Below are 22,621 nucleotides of genomic sequence, written 5' to 3' on the forward strand. Positions count from 1 at the left end.
ATCTGCTTTTGGCTGGCCGCGGTCCGCGGTCAACGGGTAGTGTGAAGCACTGTGTGGCTCTCGGTTTTCGGCGAACTGGGCACAAACGTCGGTCGGAGCGGGGTGGGTGACGGAGCGGCGATTTCGGGCCCGCCGCAGTCGGTCCTGGCATCCCGGGGATGTCCGGGCCGGCTGTTTGAGCGCAGCGAGTTCCGGCCCGGCCGGGATGGCGGGGGCGACTGCGGGAACCCGAAGGGCGAGGCCCGCATGAGCCGATCCGTCACCCACCCCGCTCCGGCTACAGTCGATGAAGACGGTCGTTTCAGCGGTGTTCCGGTTCCTGGTTCGGAATGCCGTCGATCGGGCATTCGGGCGTGCCCACCGTGCTGCGGGTGATGGCCTCCACCTTCTTGCGCGTGCCTTCGGGATCGTTGATCCAGTCGGCGTAGAAACCGTAGGGACAGGCGGCGACGCCAGCGGCTTCCTCGCCGGAGTTGATCTTGCCGGTGTAGCCACGGTGCAGCAGCTTGAACAGGTGGTTCTGCGACTGCGCGTTCTTGCGGAAGTCGCGAATCAGGCTGGTCGACAGCTCGGCGTACTGGATGCCCATGTCCTCCTCACCGCATTCGCCCAGCGTGCGGCCGTCGAAGCCGACGATCGCGGAGTGGCCGAAGTAGGAATACACGCCGTCGAAGCCCGAGGCATTGGCCACGGCAACGTAGCAGTTGTTCATCCACGCCATGGCCTTGGCCACCAGCACCTGCTGATCCTTGGCCGGATACATGTAGCCCTGACAGCGCACGATCAGCTCGGCGCCCTTCATTGCGCAGTCGCGCCAGATCTCGGGGTAGTTGCCGTCGTCGCAGATGATGAGGCTGATCTTCATGCCCTTGGGGCCGTCGGACACATAGGTGCAGTCGCCCGGATACCAGCCCTCGATGGGCACCCAGGGCATGATCTTGCGGTACTTCTGCACGATCTCGCCCTGGTCGTTCATCAGGATCAGGGTGTTGTACGGGGCCTTGTTCGGGTGCTCTTCGTGGCGCTCGCCGGTGAGCGAGAACACGCCCCACACCTTGGCCGTGCGGCAGGCGGCGGCAAAGATCTCGGTTTCCTCGCCGGGAATGGCCGCGGCGGTGTCGTACATCTCCTTGGGGTCATACATGATGCCGTGGGTCGAGTACTCGGGAAACACCACCAGGTCCATGCCGGGCAGGCCGCGCTTCATGCCGACTACCATGTCGGCGATCTTGCGGGCGTTGGCGATGACCTCTGCCTTGGTATGCAGGCGGGGCATCTTGTAGTTGACGACTGCAACGCCGACGCAGTCCTTGCTGCTGGAAATATCTCCGTGTCTCATCTTGCGTGTCCTCGAAACTGGGTTTCAGTGCGCCATCAATGGCTGATCATCCACGGGCGCTTGGTAGGGAAGGTCTTGGCACCGTCGGGGCTCTTGACGGTCGATTTGGAGAGGCCCGATCCGCATCCGCAGCCCGGCCCGTGACGATGGGTGGCGTGGTGTTCGGCGCTGGTTCTGGGCGCGTGCGCGGCGCGTTCGTTGGTGGCGTGGGCGATGCGGTTGGTGGATGACATCGTCGCCAGCGTCGGCGCGCTGAGGATCACGCGCTCCGAGCCCTTGCCGCAGTACGGGCAGATGCACGGGTCGTTGCGCACGGCGATCGGGCGGTAGGCCGTGAAGTCGCCGCAGTCGTCACAGCGGTATTCGTAAGTAGGCATCCCGGAACTCCTCGAATCTTGCAGGGCAAAGCGCTGCGCGCCGCGAGGGCGCGCAGCGATGGTCAGGCTCAGACCTTGTCGTAGGCGATCGGCAGGTCGGCCGTGCCGGTGATGAACTTGGTCGGACCCGATGCGTTGGGGTTGATGTCGAACTCGAAGATCTCGGTCGGCAGCCACAGGGTCGCGCAGGCGTTCGGAATATCGACCACGCCACTGATGTGGCCCTGCACCGGCGCAGTACCGAGCAGCGAGTAGGCCTGCGCGCCCGAATAGCCGAACTTCTTCAGATACTCGATGGCGTTGAGGCAGGCCTGGCGATAGGCGACATGCACGTCCAGATAGTGCTGCTTGCCTTCCTCATCCACCGAGATGCCCTCGAAGATGACGTAGTCCTTGTAGTTCGGCGTGATCGGGCTGGGCTTGAAGATCGGATTCTTGATCGCGTACTTCTCCATGCCGCCCTTGATCAGCGACACACGCATGTGCACCCAGCCGGCCATCTCGATGGCGCCGCAGAAGGTGATCTCGCCATCGCCCTGCGAGAAGTGCAGGTCGCCCACCGACAGACCGGCGCCCTTTACATAGACCGGGAAGAAGATCTTCGCGCCGCGCGACAGATCCTTGATGTCGCAGTTGCCGCCGTGTTCGCGCGGCGGCACCGTGCGTGCGCCTTCGGCTGCGGCCTTGTCGCGTGCTTCGCCCTGCATCTTGCCCATGTGGGCGGTCTTCGGGGCCGGCGGGTTGGCCAGCGGCGGCACGCGGTCGGGCTGGGTGGCGATGAAGTCCACTTCGCGCTCGTTCCACATGTCGAGCATCTTCTGGTCGGGCAGGCAGCCGATCAGGCCGGGGTGGATCAGGCCGGCGAAGTTCACGCCGGGAATGTGGCGGCTCTTGGTGAACATGCCTTCGAAGTCCCAGATCGACTTCTGTGCATGGGGGAAGTGCTCGGTGAGGAAGCCACCGCCATTGGTCTTGGAGAAGAAGCCGTTGAAGCCCCACAGGCTGTCGTCGCGGGCGCCGATGTCGAGCAGGTCGACCACCAGCAGGTCGCCCGGCTCGGCACCTTCGACGCCGACCGGGCCGGACAGGAAGTGCACGGTGGACAGATCGACATCGCGCACGTCGGCAGCGTCGTCGTCGTTCTTGATCGCGCCACCGGTCCAGTCATAGGTTTCGAGCACGAAATCGTCGCCCGGCTTGACCCAGCAGGCCATGGGAATATCCGGGTGCCAGCGGTTGTGGACCATCTCGTTTTCATACGGGGACTGCTTGAGATCGACCTTGATCAGAGTTTCAGGCATGGCATACCTCTTTGGTGTGAGTTAAACCGAAAGGAACTGCTTGATACGCGCCTCGTCGGTATCCGCGCGCGTGCTTTCATGGACCAGACGACCGCCTTCGATGACGAACAGGCGGTCCGCGACGTCCATGGCAAAGGAAAGGACCTGCTCTGAGACCACGATGGTGATCTGGCGCAGCTTGCGGATCTCGTTCAGCGCCTTGGCAATGTCCTTGATGATCGAGGGCTGGATGCCTTCGGTGGGTTCGTCGAGCAGCAGGACCTTGGGGTCGGTGACCAACGCGCGCGCAATGGCGAGCTGCTGCTGCTGTCCGCCCGAGAGGTTGCCGCCCTTGCGGCGGCGCATGTCCCACAGCACCGGGAAGAGGGCGTAGATTTCCTCGGGGATATGCTTGGTCTTCGAGTTCTCGAGACCGGTCTGGATGTTCTCTTCCACGGTCAGCGTCGGAAAGATCATCCGGCCCTGGGGCACGTAGGCGATGCCTTTGGCGACACGACGATAGCTCTCGTCCTTCGACACCTCCTGCCCGTCCACCTCGACCGAGCCCGAGCGGATGGGCAGCACGCCCATCAGGGACTTGAACAGGGTGGTCTTGCCCATTCCGTTGCGGCCCATGATGGCGATGGCCTCATTGCGTTCGGCCTTGAACGAGATGCCGTGCAGCGCCTCGCTCTGACCGTAATTCACCACGACATCCGATACGTTCAGCATGATTGGCTCCTGTCAGTGGCCGAGATAGACGTCGATGACCTTGGGATCGGCCTGCACTTTTTCCATCGATCCTTCGGCAAGGATCTTTCCCTGGTGCATGACGGTGACCTTGTGTGCGATGCGCGACACGAAGGCCATGTCGTGCTCGATGACGATGACCGAGCGGTTCTTGCAGATGCGCAGCAGAAGGTCGGCGGTGAGCTCGCGTTCGCGGGCACTCATGCCGGCGATGGGCTCGTCGAGCATCAGCAGTTCCGGGTCCTGCATCAGCAGCATGCCGATCTCGAGCCATTGCTTCTGGCCATGCGAGAGCAGGCCGGACTCCAGTTCGAGACGATCGGAGAGGCCGATCATCTCCGCCACCTCCATCACCTTGTTGCGCACCTCGTCGTCACACTTGAAGCCGAGCGCACCGAACACGCCGCGGCCGCGCGGGAATGACACCTCGAGGTTCTTGAACACGCTCAGGTTTTCGTAGATCGACGGCGTCTGAAACTTCCGTCCGATGCCGGCGCGCACGATCATGTGCTCGGAGAGCTTGGTCATCTCCTCGTTCTTGAACTTGATGCTGCCGGCCGAGGCCCGCGTTTTGCCGCAGATCAGGTCGAGCAAGGTGGTCTTACCCGCGCCGTTCGGCCCGATCACCACGCGCAACTCACCACGGTCGAGATAGAGGTTGAGGTTGTCGATGGCCTTGAAGCCGTCGAATGACACCGTCAGGTCTTCAACGGCGAGCACGAAGTCGGTATTGCTCATGGTCTGTTTCTCCGTTGCAGGTCAGGCGGACTGGCTGCTGATCTTCCCGCCCAGGCCCATGTCGCCGGCCTCTGCAGAAGATGGGGTGGCGGGGGGGCGGGCTTCGCTGGTTGCGCTGGCGGGGGCTTCCGGCGCTACAGGCTTGCGCCGCGTCAGACGGGGTTTGACGTGGGACTCGTACAGACCGGCGAGGCCGTTGGGGAAGACCATCACCACGCTGATGAAGAGTGCCGACATCAGGAACAGCCACAGGTCGGGGAAGCTCTCGGAGAAGTAGGTCTTGCCGAAGTTCACCAGCAAGGTGCCGTACACCGCGCCCACCAGGCTCATGCGCCCTCCGATGGCGGCGAAGATGACCATCTCGATCGACGGCACGATGCCGACGAAGGAGGGCGACATGAAACCGACCTGCAGCGTGAACATCGCCCCGCCGACCGCCGACAGTGCCGCGGCCAGGCAGAAGGCGAAGACCTTGAACATCGACACGTCATAACCGGAGAAGCGCACCCGGTCTTCCTTGTCGCGCATCGCCAGCAGCAGGGTGCCGAGCTTGCTGATCTGGATCCAGCGGCACAGCAGGATGGCGCCGAGCAGCAGACCCACATTGACGAAGTACAGGATGTACTTGGAACTGTCGTCGCGGATGTCCCAGCCCATCAGGGTCTTGAGGTCGGTCATGCCGTTGACCCCGCCGGTGAAGCCCTGCTGGCCGATGATCAGTACGGTCAGGATCAGCGCCACGGCCTGGGTGATGATGGCGAAGTACACCCCGCCGACGCGGCGCTTGAACATCGCGTAGCTGATGATGAAGGCCAGCAGCGTGGGAACCGCGATCACCGCAATCAGGGTCAGTGGCAGCGACTTGAACGGGAGCCACCACATCGGCAGTTCGGTGAGCTGATTCCAGTCCATGAAGTCGGGAATGCCCGGCGTCGATTGAATGGCGGTGCTCTCGGGGTCGGATGCTTCGAGCTTGAGGAACATCGCCATGGCGTAGCCCCCGAGACCGAAGAACACGCCCTGGCCGAGGCTGAGCACGCCGCCGTAGCCCCACAGCATGACCAGACCGATGGCCACGAAACCGTAGGTCAGGTACTTGCCCACGAGGTTGAGACGGAAGATGTCCATCAGCAGCGGAAACGCTACCAGCAGGATGAGGGCGAGGATCACGAAGCTGCCGTAGCCGCCTCGCATCACCCAGTTCTTGATTGCATTCATGGTTGGCTCTCCGGAATGGGCGGGGGGTCAGCGACGGACCTTGGCTGCAAACAGACCTTGCGGGCGCAGCATCAGGATGGTCACGATCATCAGCAGGGTCAGCACCTTGGCGTTCGAGCCGCTGAGGAAGAACTCCGAGATCGACTGTGTCTGTGCGATGCCGAAGGCCGAGACCACCGTCCCCCACAGGCTGGCCGCACCGCCGAAGGTCACGACGAGGAAGGCGTCCACGATGTAGAGCGAGCCGCTGGTCGGTCCGGTGGAGCCGATCGTGGTGAAGGCCGCGCCCGCCACACCGGCGACGCCGCAGCCGATGGCGAAGGTCAGACGGTCGGTGCGCGTGGTGTTGATGCCGATGGCGTTGGCCATGGTGCGGTTGGCGACCGTGGCGCGAACACGCAGGCCCCAGCGCGATTTGTACAGCGCGAGCAGCACGCAGCCGGTCACGAAGATGGTCAGGGCGAGCACGAACATGCCATTGATGGGGATGTCGAGGCCCTCGGTCGGCGCCCATGAGCCCATCAGCCAGTCAGGCAGCGTCGGGCTGACTTCCTTGGGGCCGAAGGTGGAGCGGAACAGTTGCTGCATGCCCAGCGACAGGCCCCAGGTGGCGAGCAGGGTGTCGAGCGGGCGCTTGTACAGATGCCGGATCAATGCCCACTCGGCCAGCCAGCCGAAGGCGAAGGCGATCAGGAAGGCACACAGGATCGCGACCGGGAAGTAGACCTGAATCAGGCCGGGGGCGAGGGATTCGGTGAGGCTGGAAAACAGGAAGATGGTGTAGGCGCCGATGGTCATGAACTCGCCGTGCGCCATGTTGATGACGCCCATCTGGCCGAAGATGATCGCGAGGCCGAGTCCCATCAGCAGCAGCACCGCAAACAGGCTCAGACCTGCAAAACCCTGCATCAGGGTGATGTTGTAGATTTCGTCGAATGTCATGACGGAGCTCCGGGAGTTGATGCACTGAACGGCCGAAAACCGCCGCGGCATGTACCGCGGCGGATGCCTGTCTTACTGGTAGCCCTTGGGGAAGGGGTTCGGTTCGATCAGCTCGGGGGATTCGGCCACAACCTTGAACTGGCCATCGGCCTGACCCATGCCGATGCGGGTCTTGCTCCACAGGTGATGGTTCTCGTGAACCTTCACATAGCCTTCCGGTGCGGTCTTGAGTTCGATGCCAGGCGAGGCCGCGACGACCTTGTCGACATCGAAGCTGCCTGCCTTTTCGACTGCCGCCTTCCACAGCCATGGCCCGAGATAGGCCGCCTGGGTGACGTCGCCGATGACCGCCTTGGGTCCGTACTTGGCCCTGAAGGCGGCGACGAACTTCTTGTTGTTCTCGTTCTCAAGCGACTGGAAGTACTTCATCGAGGCATAGAAGCCCTCGAAGTTCTCGCCGCCGATGCCGAGCATTTCGTCTTCGGTGACCGACAGGGTGAGCAGGAACTGCTTGTTCGCGGTGATGCCCGCGGCCTTGAGCTGCTTGTAGAAGGCGACGTTGGAGCCACCCACCACGGCGCAGAAGATGCAGTCGGGCTTGGCGATCTTGATCTTGTTGATCAGGGAGTTGAAGTTGGTGTTGCCGAGCGGGTAGTACTCTTCGCCGACGACGCTGCCCTTCTGGAAGTTCTCGATGTGCTTGCGCGCGATCTTCATCGAGGTACGCGGCCAGATGTAGTCCGAGCCGACGAGGAAGAACTTCTTCGCCGATTTTTCCTTCTGTGCCCAGTCCAGGCCCCAGATGATCTGCTGCGTGGCTTCCTGGCCGGTGTAGATGACGTTCTTCGACTGCTCCAGGCCTTCGTAGAAGGTCGGGTAGTAGAGCAGGCCGTTTTCCTTCTCGAAGATCGGCAGCACGGCCTTGCGCGAGGCGGAGGTCCAGCAGCCGAACACGGTCGCCACCTTGTCGTTGACCAGCAGCTTGCGCGACTTTTCGGCGAAGGTCGGCCAGTCGGAGGCGCCGTCTTCCTTGATGACCTTGATCTTGCGGCCGAGGATGCCGCCCATGGCGTTGATTTCGTCGATTGCCAGCTGTTCGGCCTGGATCGAGCCGGTTTCGGAAATCGCCATCGTGCCGGTGCCGGAGTGAAGCTGGCCGACGGTGACTTCGGTGTCGGTGACCGCGAGGCCGGTGGTGTTGACCTTGGCTGTCGGGAGCTGCTGGCCGAAGCTGATACCGGACATGCTTACCAGGGGCAGTGCCGCGAGCCCTTGCAGCAGACGGCGACGGTCGAGGGAAATCTTGTTCTGGTCAGACTTTGAAGACATGGATGACTCCTTGCTCTGCGGGAATGAAAAGCGTCGGCATGGCGCCGCATCCGGATTGCAGCGGCGTTGCTGCTGCGCACAATCTATTCGCAGGGGTGCGTAGTCCCAATACGTCGTTTGACGTAGTGAGGACAGCCTCAGAGTGGTGCGTGGTTGCACCAGAAACGGGCACAACCCTTGACGCGGCAGGCAGCAGGCGGCGCAGGTCGCCGGGTTGGCCGTGCTCTCACCGGTGGTGGCGGGTGTGGAGCGCGTCTTGCTTGAGGAGTCACTCTTTCATTGCCGCCCAGACCCATGCCTGCAAACACGCAGCGCATCTTCAGGGTCCGTCGCGACTACAACACCTGGGTCGCCAACGAGACGCTCGAGGACTACGCACTTCGCTACACCCCGCGCTCATTCCGCCGCTGGTCGGAGTTCCGCGTTGCCAACACCGCGTTCGGCGCCGTGTCCTTTCTGGCGATGGAGGCGATTGGCGGCACCATGGTGGTCAACTATGGTTTCGCCAATGCGCTGATCGCGATTCTGGTGGTGGGATTGCTGACCTTTCTGACCGGGCTGCCGATCAGCTATTACGCTGCCCGCTACGGCGTCGACATGGACCTGCTGACCCGTGGGGCGGGTTTCGGCTACCTCGGTTCGACCTTTACCTCGCTGATCTACGCGACCTTCACCTTCATCTTCTTCGCCCTCGAAGCGGCCATCATGGCGCTTGCGCTGCAGATGGCCTTCGACTGGCCGATTGCCTGGTGCTACGTCGTGTCTGCGGTGGTCGTCGTGCCAATGGTCATCTACGGGGTCACGTTCATTTCACGCCTGCAGTGGTGGACCCAGCCTGTGTGGCTGTTGCTGTGGCTTGGCCCTTTCGTTTTCATCCTGTTCAAACAGCCGCAGGCTTTCGTCGATTTTGTCGGCATGACCGGACGTACTTCCGGTGACAGCGGCTTTGACTGGATGATGTTCGGCTCAGCGGCAACCGTGGCGTTTGCGCTCATCGTGCAGATTGGCGAGCAGGTGGACTTCCTGCGCTTCATGCCTGAGAAGACCGCGTTCAACCGTCGGCGCTGGTGGTCGGCCGTCATCGTTGCCGGCCCGGGATGGATCGTGCCCGGCATGCTCAAGATGCTGGGCGGTGCCTTTCTCGCCTTCCTCGCCCTGCAGCACGAGATCCGCCCGTCAAATGCCACCGAGCCCACGCAGATGTACCTCGCTGCCTACGGCTATGTGTTTGCAGAACCGTTCTGGGCGGTCGCGGCGACCACCGTGTTCGTGATCATTTCCCAGATCAAGATCAACGTGACCAACGCCTATGCCGGATCGCTGGCGTGGTCCAATTTCTTTGCACGTGCCACGCACAGCCACCCCGGGCGCGTGGTGTGGCTGGTATTCAATGTCCTGATCGCCACGCTGCTGATGCTGTTCGGCGTATTCCAGGCGCTGGAGCCGGTGCTGGGGCTGTATGCAAACGTCGCGGTGGCCTGGGTCGGGGCGCTGGTGGCCGATCTGGTGATCAACAAGCCACTCGGCCTGTCGCCTGCCCATATCGAGTTCAAGCGTGCCCATCTTTTCGACATCAATCCGGTGGGCCCGGGCGCCATGCTGATTGCGGCGACGGTGGCGATCATTGCCTACTCGGGTTCCTTCGGACCCATGGCGCAGGCGTATTCGCCATTCATCGCCCTGTTTCTGGCGTTTCTGTGCGCCCCGGTGATCGCGTGGCTGACGCGCGGACGCTACTACCTGGCGCGTCAGAGTCATCCCGCCTGGCGCCCGGGCGAGATGGTGGGGTGCGTGGTGTGCGAAAACCAGTTCGAATCGGAAGACATGGCCGCCTGTCCGGCCTACGGGGCGCCGATCTGCTCGCTGTGCTGCACCCTCGAATCACGCTGCCACGATCGCTGCAAGGCCGGCGCGCGGGTAACCGAGCAGGTGCAGCGCCTGCTGACCGTGCTGCTGCCGGTCGCCATTTCGCGACGCTTCAACTTCCGTGTCGGGCACTACATGCTGCTGCTGTGCAGCCTCTTTCTGCTCATCGGCACCGTACTGGGCATCAACTACTACCAGGCGACCGTGACGGCGGGCTTCAATCCGGACGTCGATCATTTTCTTCGCAGCGCATTCGGCAAGAGCTTCAGCATGATGGCGCTGCTGGCTGCGGTGGGGGCCTGGTGGATGGTGCTGAGCAGCGAGAGCCGGCAGCTTGCCGAGGATGAGTCGAATCGCCAGAACCTGCTGCTGAGCCGGGAGATCGAGGCGCACCGCCAGACCGATGTCGCCCTGCAGCAGGCCAAGGAGCTCGCGGAGTCGGCCAACCGTGCCAAGACGCGCTACGTCACGGGGGTCAGTCATGAGCTGCGCACACCACTCAACAGCATTCTCGGCTATGCGCAGATTCTCATTCACGACGTCAGGCTGGAGCGCGACCAGTTGCGCTCGGTGTCCACCATTCATCGCAGCGGAGAGCATCTCGCCAGCCTGATCGACGGCCTGCTCGATCTTGCGCGCATCGAAGCGGGACGCCTGACGCTCGACCCCACGGTGTTCGATCTGCCCGAGTTCATCGACGATCTCGAGCGCATGGTGGGGCCGATGGCCGCGGCGAAGCAGCTTGGCTTTCGCGTGGAGCTGGGTGCCGGCTTGCCCGGTCTCGTGCGCGCTGACCTCAAGCGGCTGCGCCAGATCCTGATCAACCTGCTGGTGAATGCGGTCAAGTTCACGCTGCGTGGCGAGGTGCTGCTGCGCATCAGCTACCGTGCAGACGTTGCGCGTTTCGAGGTCATCGACAGTGGCGTTGGCATTGCGGATGAGGATCTTGAGCGCATCTTCCTGCCCTTCGAGCGCAGCGGTGTGCAGAACCGGGAGCCGGGAACCGGACTGGGGCTGACCATCACACAGTTGCTGACCGAGTTGATGGGCGGCGAGCTCAGTGTGCGCAGCGAGCCGGGCAAGGGGAGTTATTTCGGGGTGCGCATCTACCTCCCGGCGCAGACCGCGGATCAGGGCGACACTCAGGTCATGACCGCGGTGACCGGATATGGCGGGCAGCGGTGCAGGGTATTGGTGGTCGATGACGAGGCCGACCACCGGCAACTGATCATCGGGCTGCTCAATCCGCTGGGCTTTCTCTGCACAGAGGCCGCAAGCGGCGCCGACTGCCTGTCCCTGCTCGAAACCGAGGTGCCCGACGTGGTGCTGCTCGACATCAGCATGAGCGGCATGGACGGCTGGACCTGCGCACACCGGATTCGTACTGCCGGTCATCGCTGTCCGATCATCATGGTTTCGGCCAATGTATTCGACAACCGCCCCGAGCAACTGCTCGCAGCGCAGTGCCAGGGTTTCGTCAGCAAGCCGGTGCGCGAGTCGGAACTGCTCGCCTGCCTGGGGGCCGTGCTGGAGATCGACTGGTTGCGCGCCGAGCGCCCGCCGCGGGAGAGTGCGGGCGCCGAGCTGCCGGAGAACACGCTTGCGGCCGATGATCGGGCCAGTCTTACCGCACTGCTCAGAATCGGTCATGTGCAGGGTGCGCGGCGGGAGTTGCAGCGCATTGCCGCTGGCGCACCGGGCGTGACTGCCGCGTGCGAACATCTTTCCGCCCTGATCGATAACTATGAGCTGGAGCGTTGTATGGACTATCTCGGAGTGCCCGCGTCATGACGGTGGAGATCCCGGAGGTCGAACGCGTCGTTCTTCTGGTGGACGACATGCCGTCGAGCCTGGATTTTCTGGTTCAGGCGCTGGACCAGGCGGGTTATACCGTGCTCGTTGCCTCCGGCGGCGAATCGGCCTTGCGTCTGCTCGATCTCAGTGTGCCGGATGCAATCCTGATGGATGCAGTCATGCCGGGCATGGACGGTTTCGAGGTCTGCCGCCGGATCAAGGCAGTCGATGCCTACGCGCATGTTCCGGTCATCTTCATGACCGGGCTGGCTGAAACGGAGGATGTGCTTGCCGGCTTCGCTGCGGGCGGCGTGGACTATGTGGTGAAGCCGGTCCGGATTCCCGAGGTCCTTGCGCGCCTGGCCACGCATGCGCGTAACGCGCGGCTTGCACGACTGTCGCGCGAGGCGCTGGATATCGGAGGCCACGGCGTGGTGTTGCTCGACGGACTGGGGCGGATTGCCTGGCAGTCGCCGCAGGCCGAGGGCTGGCTCACCGTGCTCTTTGGCAGTGCGGAGGCGGCGGCGGAATGGCTGCGGGGGCTGATTGCAGATCCCGCCCGGGATAGCGGCGAAACCCGGGTGATGCCCGATGGGCGGAGCCTGCAGTTGCGCCCGCTGGGGCCTGCCGGAATAGGCGAGACCATGATCTTTCTGTCGCTGCGGCAGCCGGGCAATGTCCAGCCCGCGCGGCCTGCGCTGTCTACGCTGACCCGGCGCGAAACCGAGGTGCTGTCGTGGATCGCGAAGGGCAAGACCAATCGTGACATTGGCGACATCCTCGGGATGAGTCCGCGCACGGTCAACAAGCATCTTGAGCACGTTTTCGAGAAGCTGGGCGTGGAAACGCGCGCTGCTGCGGCCGCGCTGGCAATCCGCGAGTTTGATCCGGAGCCCTGAGCGCCCGGGGGCGTTACAATCCTCACTTTCCGCCGCATTGTCCCAGCGGCGCGCCGTATAGTGAGAGCCTGAAATGTCCGGAACCCTTTTTATCGTCACCGCGCCTTCCGGCGCCGGCAAGACCACGCTGGTGCGGGGTCTGCTCGAACGCGATCCGCAGGTGCAGTTGTCCATCTCCTACGCCACCCGCGAGCCGCGCCCGGGCGAGCAGAACGGGCGTGAGTACCACTTCGTTGACGTACCCACGTTCCGTGCCCTGCGCGACCGCGGTGAGTTTCTCGAATGGGCCGAGGTGCACGGAAACTATTATGCGACCTCCAAGGTCTGGCTTAAGGAGCAGATCGAGTTGGGGCGCGATACGCTGCTGGAAATTGACTGGCAGGGTGCGCAGCAGGTACGCAAGGCATTTCCCGCCGCGGTGGGGGTGTTCATCCTGCCGCCGTCTCTCGATGAACTGGAAAACAGGCTGCGCGGACGGGGTACGGATAGTGACGATGTCATCAATCGCCGCCTGCTTGGCGCACGTGGCGAGATGCGGCACGTGGCCGAGTTCGACTACGTTATAATTAACAACGAGTTGCAAGTCGCGCTCGAAGATCTGGTTGCCGTCGTTCGCGCTTCGCGCCTGCGTAACGCCAATCAGCACCAGCGACACCCGCAGTATTTTGATTTCCTTGAACAGGACTGAGTCATGGCCCGCATCACCATCGAAGAATGTCTGAAGAGAATTCCGAACCGCTTCCAGCTCACGCTGGTGGCGACCTACCGTGCCCGTCAGCTGACCCTCGGCGGCACGCCCCAGATCGACATGGACCAGCATGAACGTGACAAGCCGACCGTGATCGCGCTGCGCGAAATTGCTGAGGGCAAGGTTGGCCTGGAAATGCTTAACCGCGGTCAGGCCTGATTGCGCGCGGGGCGAGGCGAGACCATGGAAACCGACCTCGCGCCCGCGCCCCCGCAACCTTTTCGCCCGCCCGCATCGAGTGCGGTTCCAATCGACTTCGAGCGGCTGCGCGAAAAGCTTGCCACTTATCTGAAGCCTGAAGACCTCGGGCGAGTTGAAGCGGCATACCATTTTTCGGCCAGAGCGCATGAGGGGCAGTTCCGCATCAGCGGCGAGCCCTATGTGTCGCACCCGGTGGCGGTCACCTCCATCGTTGCCGACTGGCATCTCGACCCCCAGGCCCTGATTGCTGCGCTCCTTCACGATGTGATGGAGGACACGCACATCTCCAAGGCGGAGATTGCCGAGCGTTTCGGCAAGACTTCTGCCGAGCTGGTGGATGGCCTGTCCAAGCTGGACAAGATCGAATTCCGTTCGCAGGAAGAGGCGCAGGCCGAGAACTTCCGCAAGATGTTGCTGGCCATGGCGAGCGACCTGCGGGTGATCCTCATCAAGCTTGCCGACCGCCTGCACAACATGCGTACGCTCGATTGCGTGCGCCCGGCCAAGCGTCGCCGGATTGCCAGCGAAACGCTGGAGATCTATGCCCCGATCGCCAACCGGCTCGGGCTCAACAACATCTATCGCGAGCTGCAGGAGCTGTCCTTCGAGCACAAGTACCCGATGCGTTTCCGGGTGCTGGCCAAGGCCATCCGCGCTGCGCGCGGCAACCGCCGCGAGGTGGTGGGCAAGGTGCTCTCCACGATCGAGGAGCGACTGCCGCAGTGGGGCATCACCGCCGAGGTCTATGGGCGTGAGAAGCACCTGTACAGCATCTACCGAAAGATGATGGAAAAGCACCTGTCGTTCTCGCAGGTGCTCGATATCTACGGTTTCCGCGTGATCGTGCACGACGTGCCCTCGTGCTACCTCGCACTCGGCGCCCTGCATTCGATGTACAAGCCGGTGCCCGGCAAGTTCAAGGACTACCTCGCGATACCGCGCGCCAACGGTTATCAGAGTCTGCACACGACGCTGATCGGGCCTTTCGGCACGCCGGTCGAGGTGCAGATCCGCACCCGCGAGATGCATCACATCGCCGAGTCGGGCGTGGCCTCGCACTGGCTGTACAAGGAAGACGAGAAGACGCTCACCGAACTGCAGCAGAAAACGCATTCCTGGCTGCAGTCGCTGCTCGAGCTGCAATCCACCTCGGTCGGCGCTGCCGAGTTCCTGGAGCACGTCAAGATCGACCTCTTCCCGGGCGAGGTGTACGTGTTCTCACCGATGGGCAAGATCTTCAACCTGCCGCGCGGCTCGACGCCGGTCGACTTCGCCTACGCGGTGCATACCGACGTGGGCAATCGCTGCGTGGCCTGCCGCATCAATTCCGACCTGATGCCCCTGCGCAGCGAACTGCGCAACGGCGACCAGGTGGAGATCATCACCGCTGCACATGCCGCGCCCAATCCGGCCTGGCTGTCCTATGTGCGCACCGGCAAGGCCCGCGCGCAGATCCGCCATTTCCTCAAGAATGCGCAACAGGAAGAGTCGGTCGCGTTGGGCGAACGCCTGCTCAACCAGGCATTGCGCCCGCACGGCCTCACCCTGGGGCAGATCTCCACCTTCGCCTGGGACCGTTTCCTGCGCGATCGCGGTGTGCGCATCAAGAAGGACATTTTCGCCGACATCGGGCTCGGCAAGCGCCTGCCGGTCATCGTGGCGCGGCGCCTGTCGCAGGCGCAGGACCAGGAGTCGGGGCGCCCCGACGTGGTCAAGCCCAAGCCCGCCGGCGCGATCCAGATCCGTGGCAGCGAAGGCATTGCAGTGCAGCTGGCACGCTGCTGCCAGCCGATTCCGGGCGATCCGATCATTGGCACCATTCGCAAGGGCCAGGGGCTGGAAGTGCATTTGCACGACTGTCCGGTGGTCGCCAAGTTGCGTGGCGACCGCGCGCGCTGGGTGGATGTCGAGTGGGAGCCGAGCGACGAGCGTCTGTTCGATGTCACCATCCGCGTGCTGAGCAAGAATTCCCGCGGTGTGCTGGCCCGCGTGGCCAGTGCGATCTCAGAGGAAGACTGCAACATCCAGACCGTCAACATGGACAACGAGCAGGGCGATTACACCGCTCTCAACCTGACCGTGCAGGTGCGTGATCGCATGCACCTGGCCCGCGTCATGCGCGCGGTCAGGCGCGTTCCCGAAGTGGTCAGGATCGGCCGCCTCAAGGCCGACGGCCGCGTCTGACAGATCGACCCTGCCGCCGCCCGACGCGCGGCAGGCAGACCGCCCGCGTCCGACCTGCTAGAATCCCGCGGGTCTACGAGGGAGAAAGGCGTCATGGCGATCTACGAATCAGAACACACCAAATTCATGCGTGAGTGGATGGAGAAGCACCCTGAGCAGGCTGTCGAGCAGCGGCAGGGACGTGCGCTGTGGTGGGACAAGCCGCAGGACCTCGAGGCGCAGAAGCGCGCGCAGGAATCCAAAGTGCCGTCCAAGGGCTACTACTACGACATCAACCACTGATCCGCACTGATGACCGAACCCGCCCGGAACGCGAGTCCGCTTCAGACCGACCCTCAGTTGCAGCGCTATTTCGCCAGCGAGGAAGAACGCCGGGTCAATACCCGAAAGCTGTTTGACAGTGCCGCTTCGGGCTATGACCGGGCGGAAAACATCACCGCGCTCGGTACCGGCCCGTGGTACCGGCGCTGGGCATTGCAGCGCAGCGGGCTGACCGCGGGCATGACCGTGCTCGACGTCGCCGCAGGTACCGGACTGGTTGCGCGCGAAGCGCAGCACATCATCGGCGACAAGGGCCGTTTGATGGCGCTCGATCCCTCGCCTGGCATGCTCGACGAGCTGCGCAAGAAGCTGGCGGTGGAAACCATCGAGGCTTACGCCGAGTCGATTCCGCTGCCCGAAAACAACGTCGATTTCGTCTCCATGGGCTACGCACTGCGCCATGTCGGCTCGCTTGAGCAGGCCTTCGGCGAGTATCTGCGCGTCCTGCGTCCGGGTGGCCGGACCTGCGTGATGGAGATCACCCGTCCGCGCAGCGCCTTCGGGCGGCTGATGATGCGCATCTACATCCGCGGCATCGTGCCCTTGCTGTCCCGGGTGGCGCGCTGCAATCCCGATGTGTCGATGCTCTGGGAGTATTACTGGGACACCATTCAGGCTGCCGTCGAGCCCGAGCGGGTGCTCGAGGCAATGCGTCAGGCCGGTTTCGAGGATGTGCGCTGCATGCTCACCCTGGGTGTATTCCGTGAGTATGTCGGCCGCAAACCTGTCACTGCCTGAGCGTATGTCCCTGCCCGAGCGGCTCGCCTTCGTCGATCTCGAAACCACCGGCGCCAACCTGCAGCGTGACGGCATCACCGAGATCGCGATCATCCGCGTCGAGCAGGGGCGCGTCGTCGAGCGCTGGGAGAGCCTGGTCAACCCCGGGCGCTCGATCCCGCCCACCATCCAGAGCTTCATCGGCATCACCGACGAGATGGTGGCTGACGCGCCGGCATTCGCGGCACTTGCCGATGCGGTCGCGGCCCTGCTCGAGGGCTGCGTATTCGTCGCCCACAATGCGCGCTTCGATTACGGCTTTCTCAAGAATGCCTTTGCCGGCCTTGGCCGCAGTCTGGATGCGCCGGTGTTGTGCACCATCAAGCTGTCGCGTGCGCTCTATCCGGAATTCCACCGCCACGGGCTCGATGCGCTCATCGAGCGCCACGGTCTGGCATGCGGCGCGCGTCACCGGGCAATGGGCGATACCGATGCGCTGTGGCAGTTTGCCCAGCTGGTGGAGCAGTCCTTCCCTGCTGACACCCTGCAGCAGGCCGTCACGCGTGCGATGAAGGCGCCGGCCCGCCCGCCCGGCCTGCCCGAAGGGGCGATCGAGGGCATGCCGCCGTCGCCCGGCGTATACCTTTTCTTTGGCACCGAAACCGCGCCCGAGGGCGGGCGTCCCGACTTGCCGATCTACATCGGCAAGAGCGTGAATCTGCGCACCCGGGTGATGGAGCACTTTTCCGCCGCAACCCGCAAGGGCAAGGAAGCGGAGCTTGCACGTCAGGTCAAACGGGTGGACTGGATCGAGACCGCGGGCGAGTTGGGCGCGCTCTTGCTCGAAGCCGACCTGGTCAAGACGCGTCAGCCACTGCATAACCGCCTGCTGCGCGCCAGCGAGGAAACCTTTGCCTTGCGCATGGTGCCTGGCCGCAAGCGGCCGCCCGTGCTTGAGCGCGTACGCATTTCGGACACCGATCCACGCGACTGGGAAGGGCTGTTCGGCGCGTTTCGCAACCGCAAGGAGGCGGAGAACCTGCTGCGCGAGCTCGCCCAAGCGTATCAGCTGTGCCCGCGCCGGCTCGGTATTGAGCCAGGCAGCAGCGGACCGTGCATGGCCTTCGGCATGAAGCGCTGCGCTGGTGTGTGTGCAGGGCGGGAGTCGTTCGAAGCGCACGATACGAGGCTGCTGGGCGCACTGGGTTCGGCCCGCCTCAAGCCCTGGCCATGGCCGGGTGCGGTGGTCCTGCCTGAAGTTCACGAAGCCAGCGGACGTACGGCATTCCATGTGGTCGACCACTGGTGCCATCTGGGGAGCGTCGAAACGCGGGATGAAGTGGCTGCCGTGCTCGACAGCGTGCAGCCCCGCTTTGAACTCGATACTTACCGCATCCTGAGCCGCTGGCTCGCCGCCGCCGAAAATCTCGCGGTGGCCGAGCCGCTTTAGCGGCGCCTGGCCGTCACGCTCAGCCCGCAGCGCAACTGCGCAGCATCGCCAGATTGTCCAGCATCAGCCCGCGGCGCCCCAATGGGCGAATCATGCCGTCACGCATGAAGCGCGACAGCACGCGCGACAGGGTTTCCGGCGTCAGGTTGAGCTGTGCGGCGATGTTCTGTTTGTCGGTATCGAGCTGGATTTCGAAATGCTCGGCGCTCTCGGGCGCAAGCCGCGACAGGTAGTGGGCAACGCGCTGCGTGCTGGTGCCCTGCAGGCAGATCTGCAGGTTCTCGATCAGGTCGTAGATGGACGACGAAAGGCGCAACGTCATTGCATTGGCGAACGAAGCCGAGGCAGCCATCGAGGAGCGTAACGAAGTGCTGCGGATCAGCAGCAGGTTGCTGTCACGTGTGGCCTGGGCGGTGAAGAGCTGCGGTCGGCCGAGCAGGGCTGCCTCCTCGCCGAACAGTGCGCCCGTGCCGGCAACCTGTATGATCTTCTCGGCCCCGCTGGCGGAAATCAGTGAGCACTTGACCTCGCCACTGAGCACGACCCACATGCAGTCTGCTGCATCGTGACAGTGCGTGACGATCTCGCCGCGCTCGCAATGAAGCACACGGCCACCGTCGATCAGTCGCAACATGCCCTCGTTGTCGAGCAGGTCGAACGGCGAGGTACGGGCAAGGGTCGAAAAAAATGTGGAAACAGGTTCGGCGGTCATCGTACTAGCTCCTTGCGGCCGACTCGTGGTAGCCGCGTTTTGTCCAGTTTAGGGCGTATTCCCGCGCGTCTGAATCCGCACCCCGGCGTGTCTCGGTCACCGGAGTACCTCCGAAGAGGTATGGGCGTTTCGCCTCAATGCCTTGTTTACTATAGACATGATTTTTGAGTACTGGGGACGTTTTATGCCCTTGGCTTGTTGGGGGTACCCCCTCATATCCGGGTTTTCCCGGGCTTCAGGAGCAAGAAAATGACTGGACGTCTGTTCGACGCGCTGGCGCGACGCTCCATCCTGTGGCTGGTCGCGCTGGCCATGGCTGCGCTGACGCTGATCGGCCTCGCGGGCATGAGTGCCTCGGTCCTGGTGGCCGAGACCGTGCAGGGCAGTGCGAGCGCCATCAACGTCGCCGGCAGCCTGCGTCGGCTCACCCACCGCATGGCCAGCCTGGTCGTGGCCGATGTGCTGGAGGAGAAGGTCGCGACCCAACGTGTGCTGGCGTCGATCAAGGAGTTCGAAGAGAGTCTCGTCCATCCGGCCCTGCTGCGCGTGCTCGAGCGCACGCCGGACAGTGTGTTCGCGGCGACCTATCGTGGCGCCGAGGCGGCCTGGCGTCTGAGCGTGAAGCCCCGCGTCGATTCGATCCTGACGGACGGGCCTCCGCCTTCGCGTGAAGGCGTGATTGCCTTGCTGACCGAGGTCGACGCCTTCGTCGAACAACTCAACACCCTGGTGGCGGTGCTCGAACGTGACACCGAGCAGCGCATCGGCGATCTGCGCCAGATTCTTGCGCTTGCGATCGGGCTGACCCTGCTCGTGGTGGCACTGGCGCTGGTGTTGCTGCAGCGCCGGGTGTATCGCCCACTCAACGCGTTGCTGCTGGCGGCCAGGCGCATTGCGGCCGGCGATCTTTCTGCGCAGGTGAGTCACACCGGACGCAACGAGCTCGGACAGCTCGGGACGGCTTTCAACACCATGACGGGCGAACTGTCGAAGCTCTATCGCGACCTGGAAAACCGGGTCGAGACCAAGACGGCCGAGCTTCAGCGCAGCAACCGGGCGCTGGAACTGCTGTATCACGCGATTGCACGCCTGTACCACGCGCCGGCGGCGCCTGAGGCTTACGAGGCGACGCTGCGCGACATCGAGCAGGTGACGGGGCTGAGGGGCAGCCTGGCCTGCATCGAGCCCCGCCATGACGGGCCGGCTTCGGTGGTCGCGAGTTCGATCGGTCCGTGCCCCGATCATGTGGAGAGCGGGGTGGATGCCGAGCTGGCCTGCGCCCGCTGTCGTTCGCATTCGGGTGGCTGGAATTATGAACGCGAGGGCGACCACGACCTGTTGCGGGTTCCCCTGCGTGATGCCGAGCGTCACTTCGGCATGTTGCGTCTGGCACTGGCGCCCGGGCAGCGGCTGGAAGACTGGCAGCAGCAACTGGTCGAGGCGCTGTCGCGCCATGTCGGGATGGCACTTGGCGCCGCGCGACGCAGCGAGCAGGCGCGCCTGCTCGCTTTGCAGGAAGAGCGCTCGGTGATTGCCCGCGAGTTGCACGACTCGCTCGCGCAGGCCTTGTCCTACATGAAGATCCAGGTCAGCCTGGTCCAGCCGCTGGTGGGCGACCCTGCGCGCAGTGCGGAGGCCGAGGCCATCCTGGCCGATCTGCGCGAGGGTATCAGTGCCGCCTACCGCCAGTTGCGCGAGCTGCTGGTGTCGTTCCGGCTCAAGATGACGGGTGACTTTTCAGAGCTGCTGCAGGCGGCGGTGGACGAGTATGCGAGCAAGGGCAAGCTCGAGGTCGGACTCGAAACCCGGCTTGCCGACTGCCACCTCGGCCCCAACCAGGAGGTGCATGTGCTGCATATCATTCGTGAGGGCTTGTCGAACATGGTGCGTCATGCGCACGCGAGCAAGGCGTGGCTGAGCCTGACGTGTGCTGCGGATTGCGAGTTCTCCGTCGTGCTCGACGACAATGGTGTCGGGCTCGGCGAGCCGGTTTCCGATGCACGCAACCATCATGGCCTTGCGATCATGCGCGAGCGTGCGCGCAGCCTGGGGGGGCGTTTCGAAATCGCCCCCCGGCCGGGCGGGGGGACGCGGGTCAGTCTGCGTTTTCTTGCCGGCAGCGCGATTGTGACCGAGACACCGATCGCCTTCGGGAGTGTGAAATGAGCGATGTCCAGAGCGTCATCATCGTCGATGACCACCCGCTGTTCCGCAAGGGCCTGACGCAGTTGCTGAAGACCATCCCCTCGCTGAATCTGATCGGCGAGGCCGCCGGCGGACACGAGGGCCTGGCGCTGGCCGTGCGCCTGCAGCCCGACCTGATCCTGCTCGACCTGAACATGAAGGACATGGGCGGTATAGAGGTCTTGAGCAGCATCCGCGCTGCCCGCATCGACAGCCGGGTGGTGATGGTGACCGTGTCCGATCATGGCGAAGACCTGGTCGCGGCTCTGCGTGCGGGTGCCGATGGCTACCTGCTGAAAGACATGGAGCCCGAGGCCATGGTCGATGCGCTGCGCGACGTGGCCGGCGGGCGCATCGTCATCTCCGACGAACTGACGCATCTCATGGCGGCCGCGTTGCGCGGTCCGGCGCAGCCCGAGTCGGTTGCCGCCGCGGGGCTGACCGAGCAGGAGGTGCGTATTCTCGAGCAGATCTCGGGCGGTCTGTCGAACAAGCTCATCGGACGTGAGCTCGACATCGCCGAAGGCACGGTGAAGGTCCACGTCAAGCACATCCTGCGCAAGCTCAAGATGCGTTCGCGGGTGGAAGCCGCCGTGTGGGCGGTCGAACACCTGCGCAGTTAGCAGGCTATATCTTTAGATATATTCAGAAGTGTTCTCCGCGCGCCGCCTTGCGCGCCCCTTCATGCGCACCAAGACCGCATAACTGAGAGCCATTCGCGTCTTGATGTCCATCAATGACGCTCTCCGGGCAAGGGTTTTCAATGTCCCTATTCGCTATACGGGAAAACCCTCTTGGAACCTGCAGCCCTTTCGCGCCGAAGTTTTTTGCGTGGCCGCATCCGCACCGTAAATCCTGCCCAGCGACCACCGTGGGCGCTTGACGAGGCTGCCTTCATCGAGCGTTGCACGCGTTGCGACGCCTGCATCAAGGCCTGTCCGAGCGGCATTCTGATTCACGCCGACGGCGCCTATCCGGCAGTCGATTTCAGCCACGGTGAGTGCACCTTTTGTGGCGAATGTGTGAGTCGCTGCGAGCCGGCATCGTTGCAGCGTACGGCCGAGGATGCGCCGGCGTGGCGTCTGCAGGCGCACATCGGGGATACGTGCCTGGCGATGGGCGGCGTGGAGTGCCGGGTCTGCGGTGAGGCCTGTCCTGCCGGTGCGATCCGTTTTCGCCCGCGCCTTGGTGGCGTGGCCTTGCCCGCGCTGACGCTGGATAGCTGCAATGGTTGTGGTGCCTGTTTCGCCCCCTGCCCGGTCCGGGCAATCACGGTGAAGGCAGGGGAGATGGATATGGCGATCAAGGAGAGCACATGAACATCGCAAGCCTGGTAGTGCGGGCGAAGCCCGAGGATTTCGCCGTCGTGCACGACTTTCTGAAGCAGGTGCCCGGCGTTGAAGTGCAGGGTGAATCGCTCGAAACCGGTCGCATCGTCGTCACCGTGGAAGACGGTGAAGGCTGGTCGGTGACCGACTCGATACTGAAGGTGAATCTCGGCCCCAGGGTGCAAGGGGTGACGCTCGCCTACGAATACACGGATGAAGGTCTCGAAAACCTGGAGGCATGAAG

Annotated in this window: 21 protein-coding genes; 12 read left to right on the forward strand and 9 right to left on the reverse strand. The window is 63.6% G+C overall.

Going from position 1 to position 22,621, the window contains the following annotated elements:
• Positions 1 to 301 precede the first annotated feature (301 nt).
• The 8 genes from CEW87_RS07270 to urtA form a co-directional block, all read right to left on the reverse strand.
• Complete coding sequence (locus CEW87_RS07270; protein ID WP_108950174.1) at positions 302 to 1,339, reverse strand: aliphatic amidase; 1,038 nt, start codon at positions 1,337 to 1,339, stop codon at positions 302 to 304.
• Between the two features lie 35 nt (positions 1,340 to 1,374).
• On the reverse strand, positions 1,375 to 1,716 hold the full coding sequence (locus tag CEW87_RS07275) for an FmdB family zinc ribbon protein (protein ID WP_108950175.1): 342 nt from the start codon (positions 1,714 to 1,716) through the stop codon (positions 1,375 to 1,377).
• A 68-nt stretch (positions 1,717 to 1,784) separates the two neighbouring features.
• The gene (gene fmdA / locus CEW87_RS07280) at positions 1,785 to 3,017 is read right to left on the reverse strand and encodes a formamidase (RefSeq protein WP_108950176.1); all 1,233 of its coding nucleotides are present in this window, start codon (positions 3,015 to 3,017) and stop codon (positions 1,785 to 1,787) included.
• Positions 3,018 to 3,038: 21 nt separating this feature from the next.
• Positions 3,039 to 3,728 carry an urea ABC transporter ATP-binding subunit UrtE gene (gene urtE / locus CEW87_RS07285; RefSeq protein WP_108950177.1) on the reverse strand — a complete coding sequence of 230 codons (690 nt, stop codon included), beginning with the start codon at positions 3,726 to 3,728 and terminating at the stop codon, positions 3,039 to 3,041.
• Positions 3,729 to 3,740: 12 nt separating this feature from the next.
• Positions 3,741 to 4,484 carry an urea ABC transporter ATP-binding protein UrtD gene (gene urtD / locus CEW87_RS07290; RefSeq protein WP_108972084.1) on the reverse strand — a complete coding sequence of 248 codons (744 nt, stop codon included), beginning with the start codon at positions 4,482 to 4,484 and terminating at the stop codon, positions 3,741 to 3,743.
• Positions 4,485 to 4,505: 21 nt separating this feature from the next.
• Entirely contained in the window at positions 4,506 to 5,702 is a 1,197-nt protein-coding gene (gene urtC, locus CEW87_RS07295; RefSeq protein ID WP_108972085.1) for an urea ABC transporter permease subunit UrtC, read from the reverse strand.
• Between the two features lie 27 nt (positions 5,703 to 5,729).
• Entirely contained in the window at positions 5,730 to 6,644 is a 915-nt protein-coding gene (gene urtB, locus CEW87_RS07300; protein ID WP_108972086.1) for an urea ABC transporter permease subunit UrtB, read from the reverse strand.
• A 72-nt stretch (positions 6,645 to 6,716) separates the two neighbouring features.
• On the reverse strand, positions 6,717 to 7,973 hold the full coding sequence (gene urtA / locus CEW87_RS07305; protein ID WP_108972087.1) for an urea ABC transporter substrate-binding protein: 1,257 nt from the start codon (positions 7,971 to 7,973) through the stop codon (positions 6,717 to 6,719).
• 294 nt (positions 7,974 to 8,267) lie between these two features.
• Here urtA and CEW87_RS07310 point away from each other — a divergent pair, with 294 nt between their 5' ends.
• From CEW87_RS07310 to CEW87_RS07345, 8 genes are all read left to right on the forward strand, one after another.
• Positions 8,268 to 11,630, forward strand: coding sequence for an ATP-binding protein (locus CEW87_RS07310; RefSeq protein WP_108972088.1), 3,363 nt, complete (start codon positions 8,268 to 8,270; stop codon positions 11,628 to 11,630).
• Positions 11,627 to 12,532, forward strand: a complete 906-nt coding sequence (locus tag CEW87_RS07315; protein ID WP_108972089.1) for a DNA-binding response regulator — start codon at positions 11,627 to 11,629, stop codon at positions 12,530 to 12,532. The genes CEW87_RS07310 and CEW87_RS07315 overlap by 4 nt, the downstream gene beginning before the upstream one ends.
• 73 nt (positions 12,533 to 12,605) lie before the next feature.
• Positions 12,606 to 13,220 (forward strand): guanylate kinase, encoded by a 615-nt coding sequence (gene gmk, locus CEW87_RS07320; RefSeq protein WP_108972090.1) that lies wholly within the window; start codon positions 12,606 to 12,608, stop codon positions 13,218 to 13,220.
• A gap of 3 nt (positions 13,221 to 13,223) precedes the next feature.
• Entirely contained in the window at positions 13,224 to 13,439 is a 216-nt protein-coding gene (rpoZ, locus tag CEW87_RS07325; RefSeq protein WP_108972091.1) for a DNA-directed RNA polymerase subunit omega, read from the forward strand.
• A gap of 24 nt (positions 13,440 to 13,463) precedes the next feature.
• Positions 13,464 to 15,665: a RelA/SpoT family protein gene (locus tag CEW87_RS07330; RefSeq protein WP_108972092.1), complete on the forward strand. Its 2,202-nt coding sequence runs from the start codon at positions 13,464 to 13,466 to the stop codon at positions 15,663 to 15,665.
• A 93-nt stretch (positions 15,666 to 15,758) separates the two neighbouring features.
• Positions 15,759 to 15,947, forward strand: coding sequence for a DUF3460 family protein (locus CEW87_RS07335; RefSeq protein WP_108972093.1), 189 nt, complete (start codon positions 15,759 to 15,761; stop codon positions 15,945 to 15,947).
• Between the two features lie 9 nt (positions 15,948 to 15,956).
• A complete protein-coding gene (locus tag CEW87_RS07340; RefSeq protein WP_108972094.1) occupies positions 15,957 to 16,724 on the forward strand; it encodes a class I SAM-dependent methyltransferase in 768 nt (255 codons plus the stop codon).
• Complete coding sequence (locus CEW87_RS07345) at positions 16,696 to 18,153, forward strand: 3'-5' exonuclease family protein (RefSeq protein ID WP_332871710.1); 1,458 nt, start codon at positions 16,696 to 16,698, stop codon at positions 18,151 to 18,153. Before CEW87_RS07340 ends, CEW87_RS07345 begins: the two co-directional genes overlap by 29 nt.
• Positions 18,154 to 18,172: 19 nt before the next feature.
• On the opposite strand, the gene CEW87_RS07350 is transcribed toward CEW87_RS07345, so the two are convergent.
• Entirely contained in the window at positions 18,173 to 18,865 is a 693-nt protein-coding gene (locus tag CEW87_RS07350) for a Crp/Fnr family transcriptional regulator (RefSeq protein ID WP_108972096.1), read from the reverse strand.
• 249 nt (positions 18,866 to 19,114) lie between these two features.
• On the opposite strand from CEW87_RS07350, the gene CEW87_RS07355 reads away from it, so the two are divergent.
• The 4 genes from CEW87_RS07355 to CEW87_RS07370 all read left to right on the forward strand — a co-directional run bounded on the left by CEW87_RS07355 (position 19,115) and on the right by CEW87_RS07370 (position 22,619).
• Positions 19,115 to 21,031, forward strand: a complete 1,917-nt coding sequence (locus CEW87_RS07355) for a histidine kinase (RefSeq protein ID WP_108972097.1) — start codon at positions 19,115 to 19,117, stop codon at positions 21,029 to 21,031.
• Positions 21,028 to 21,672 (forward strand): two-component system response regulator NarL, encoded by a 645-nt coding sequence (gene narL, locus CEW87_RS07360; protein WP_108972098.1) that lies wholly within the window; start codon positions 21,028 to 21,030, stop codon positions 21,670 to 21,672. Before CEW87_RS07355 ends, narL begins: the two co-directional genes overlap by 4 nt.
• Before the next feature lie 171 nt (positions 21,673 to 21,843).
• Positions 21,844 to 22,368, forward strand: coding sequence for a ferredoxin-type protein NapF (gene napF / locus CEW87_RS07365; RefSeq protein ID WP_108972099.1), 525 nt, complete (start codon positions 21,844 to 21,846; stop codon positions 22,366 to 22,368).
• Complete coding sequence (locus tag CEW87_RS07370) at positions 22,365 to 22,619, forward strand: chaperone NapD (RefSeq protein WP_108950193.1); 255 nt, start codon at positions 22,365 to 22,367, stop codon at positions 22,617 to 22,619. Before napF ends, CEW87_RS07370 begins: the two co-directional genes overlap by 4 nt.
• Positions 22,620 to 22,621: the final 2 nt, after the last annotated feature.

This window comes from Parazoarcus communis (assembly GCF_003111665.1).
GTDB lineage: Bacteria > Pseudomonadota > Gammaproteobacteria > Burkholderiales > Rhodocyclaceae > Parazoarcus > Parazoarcus communis_B.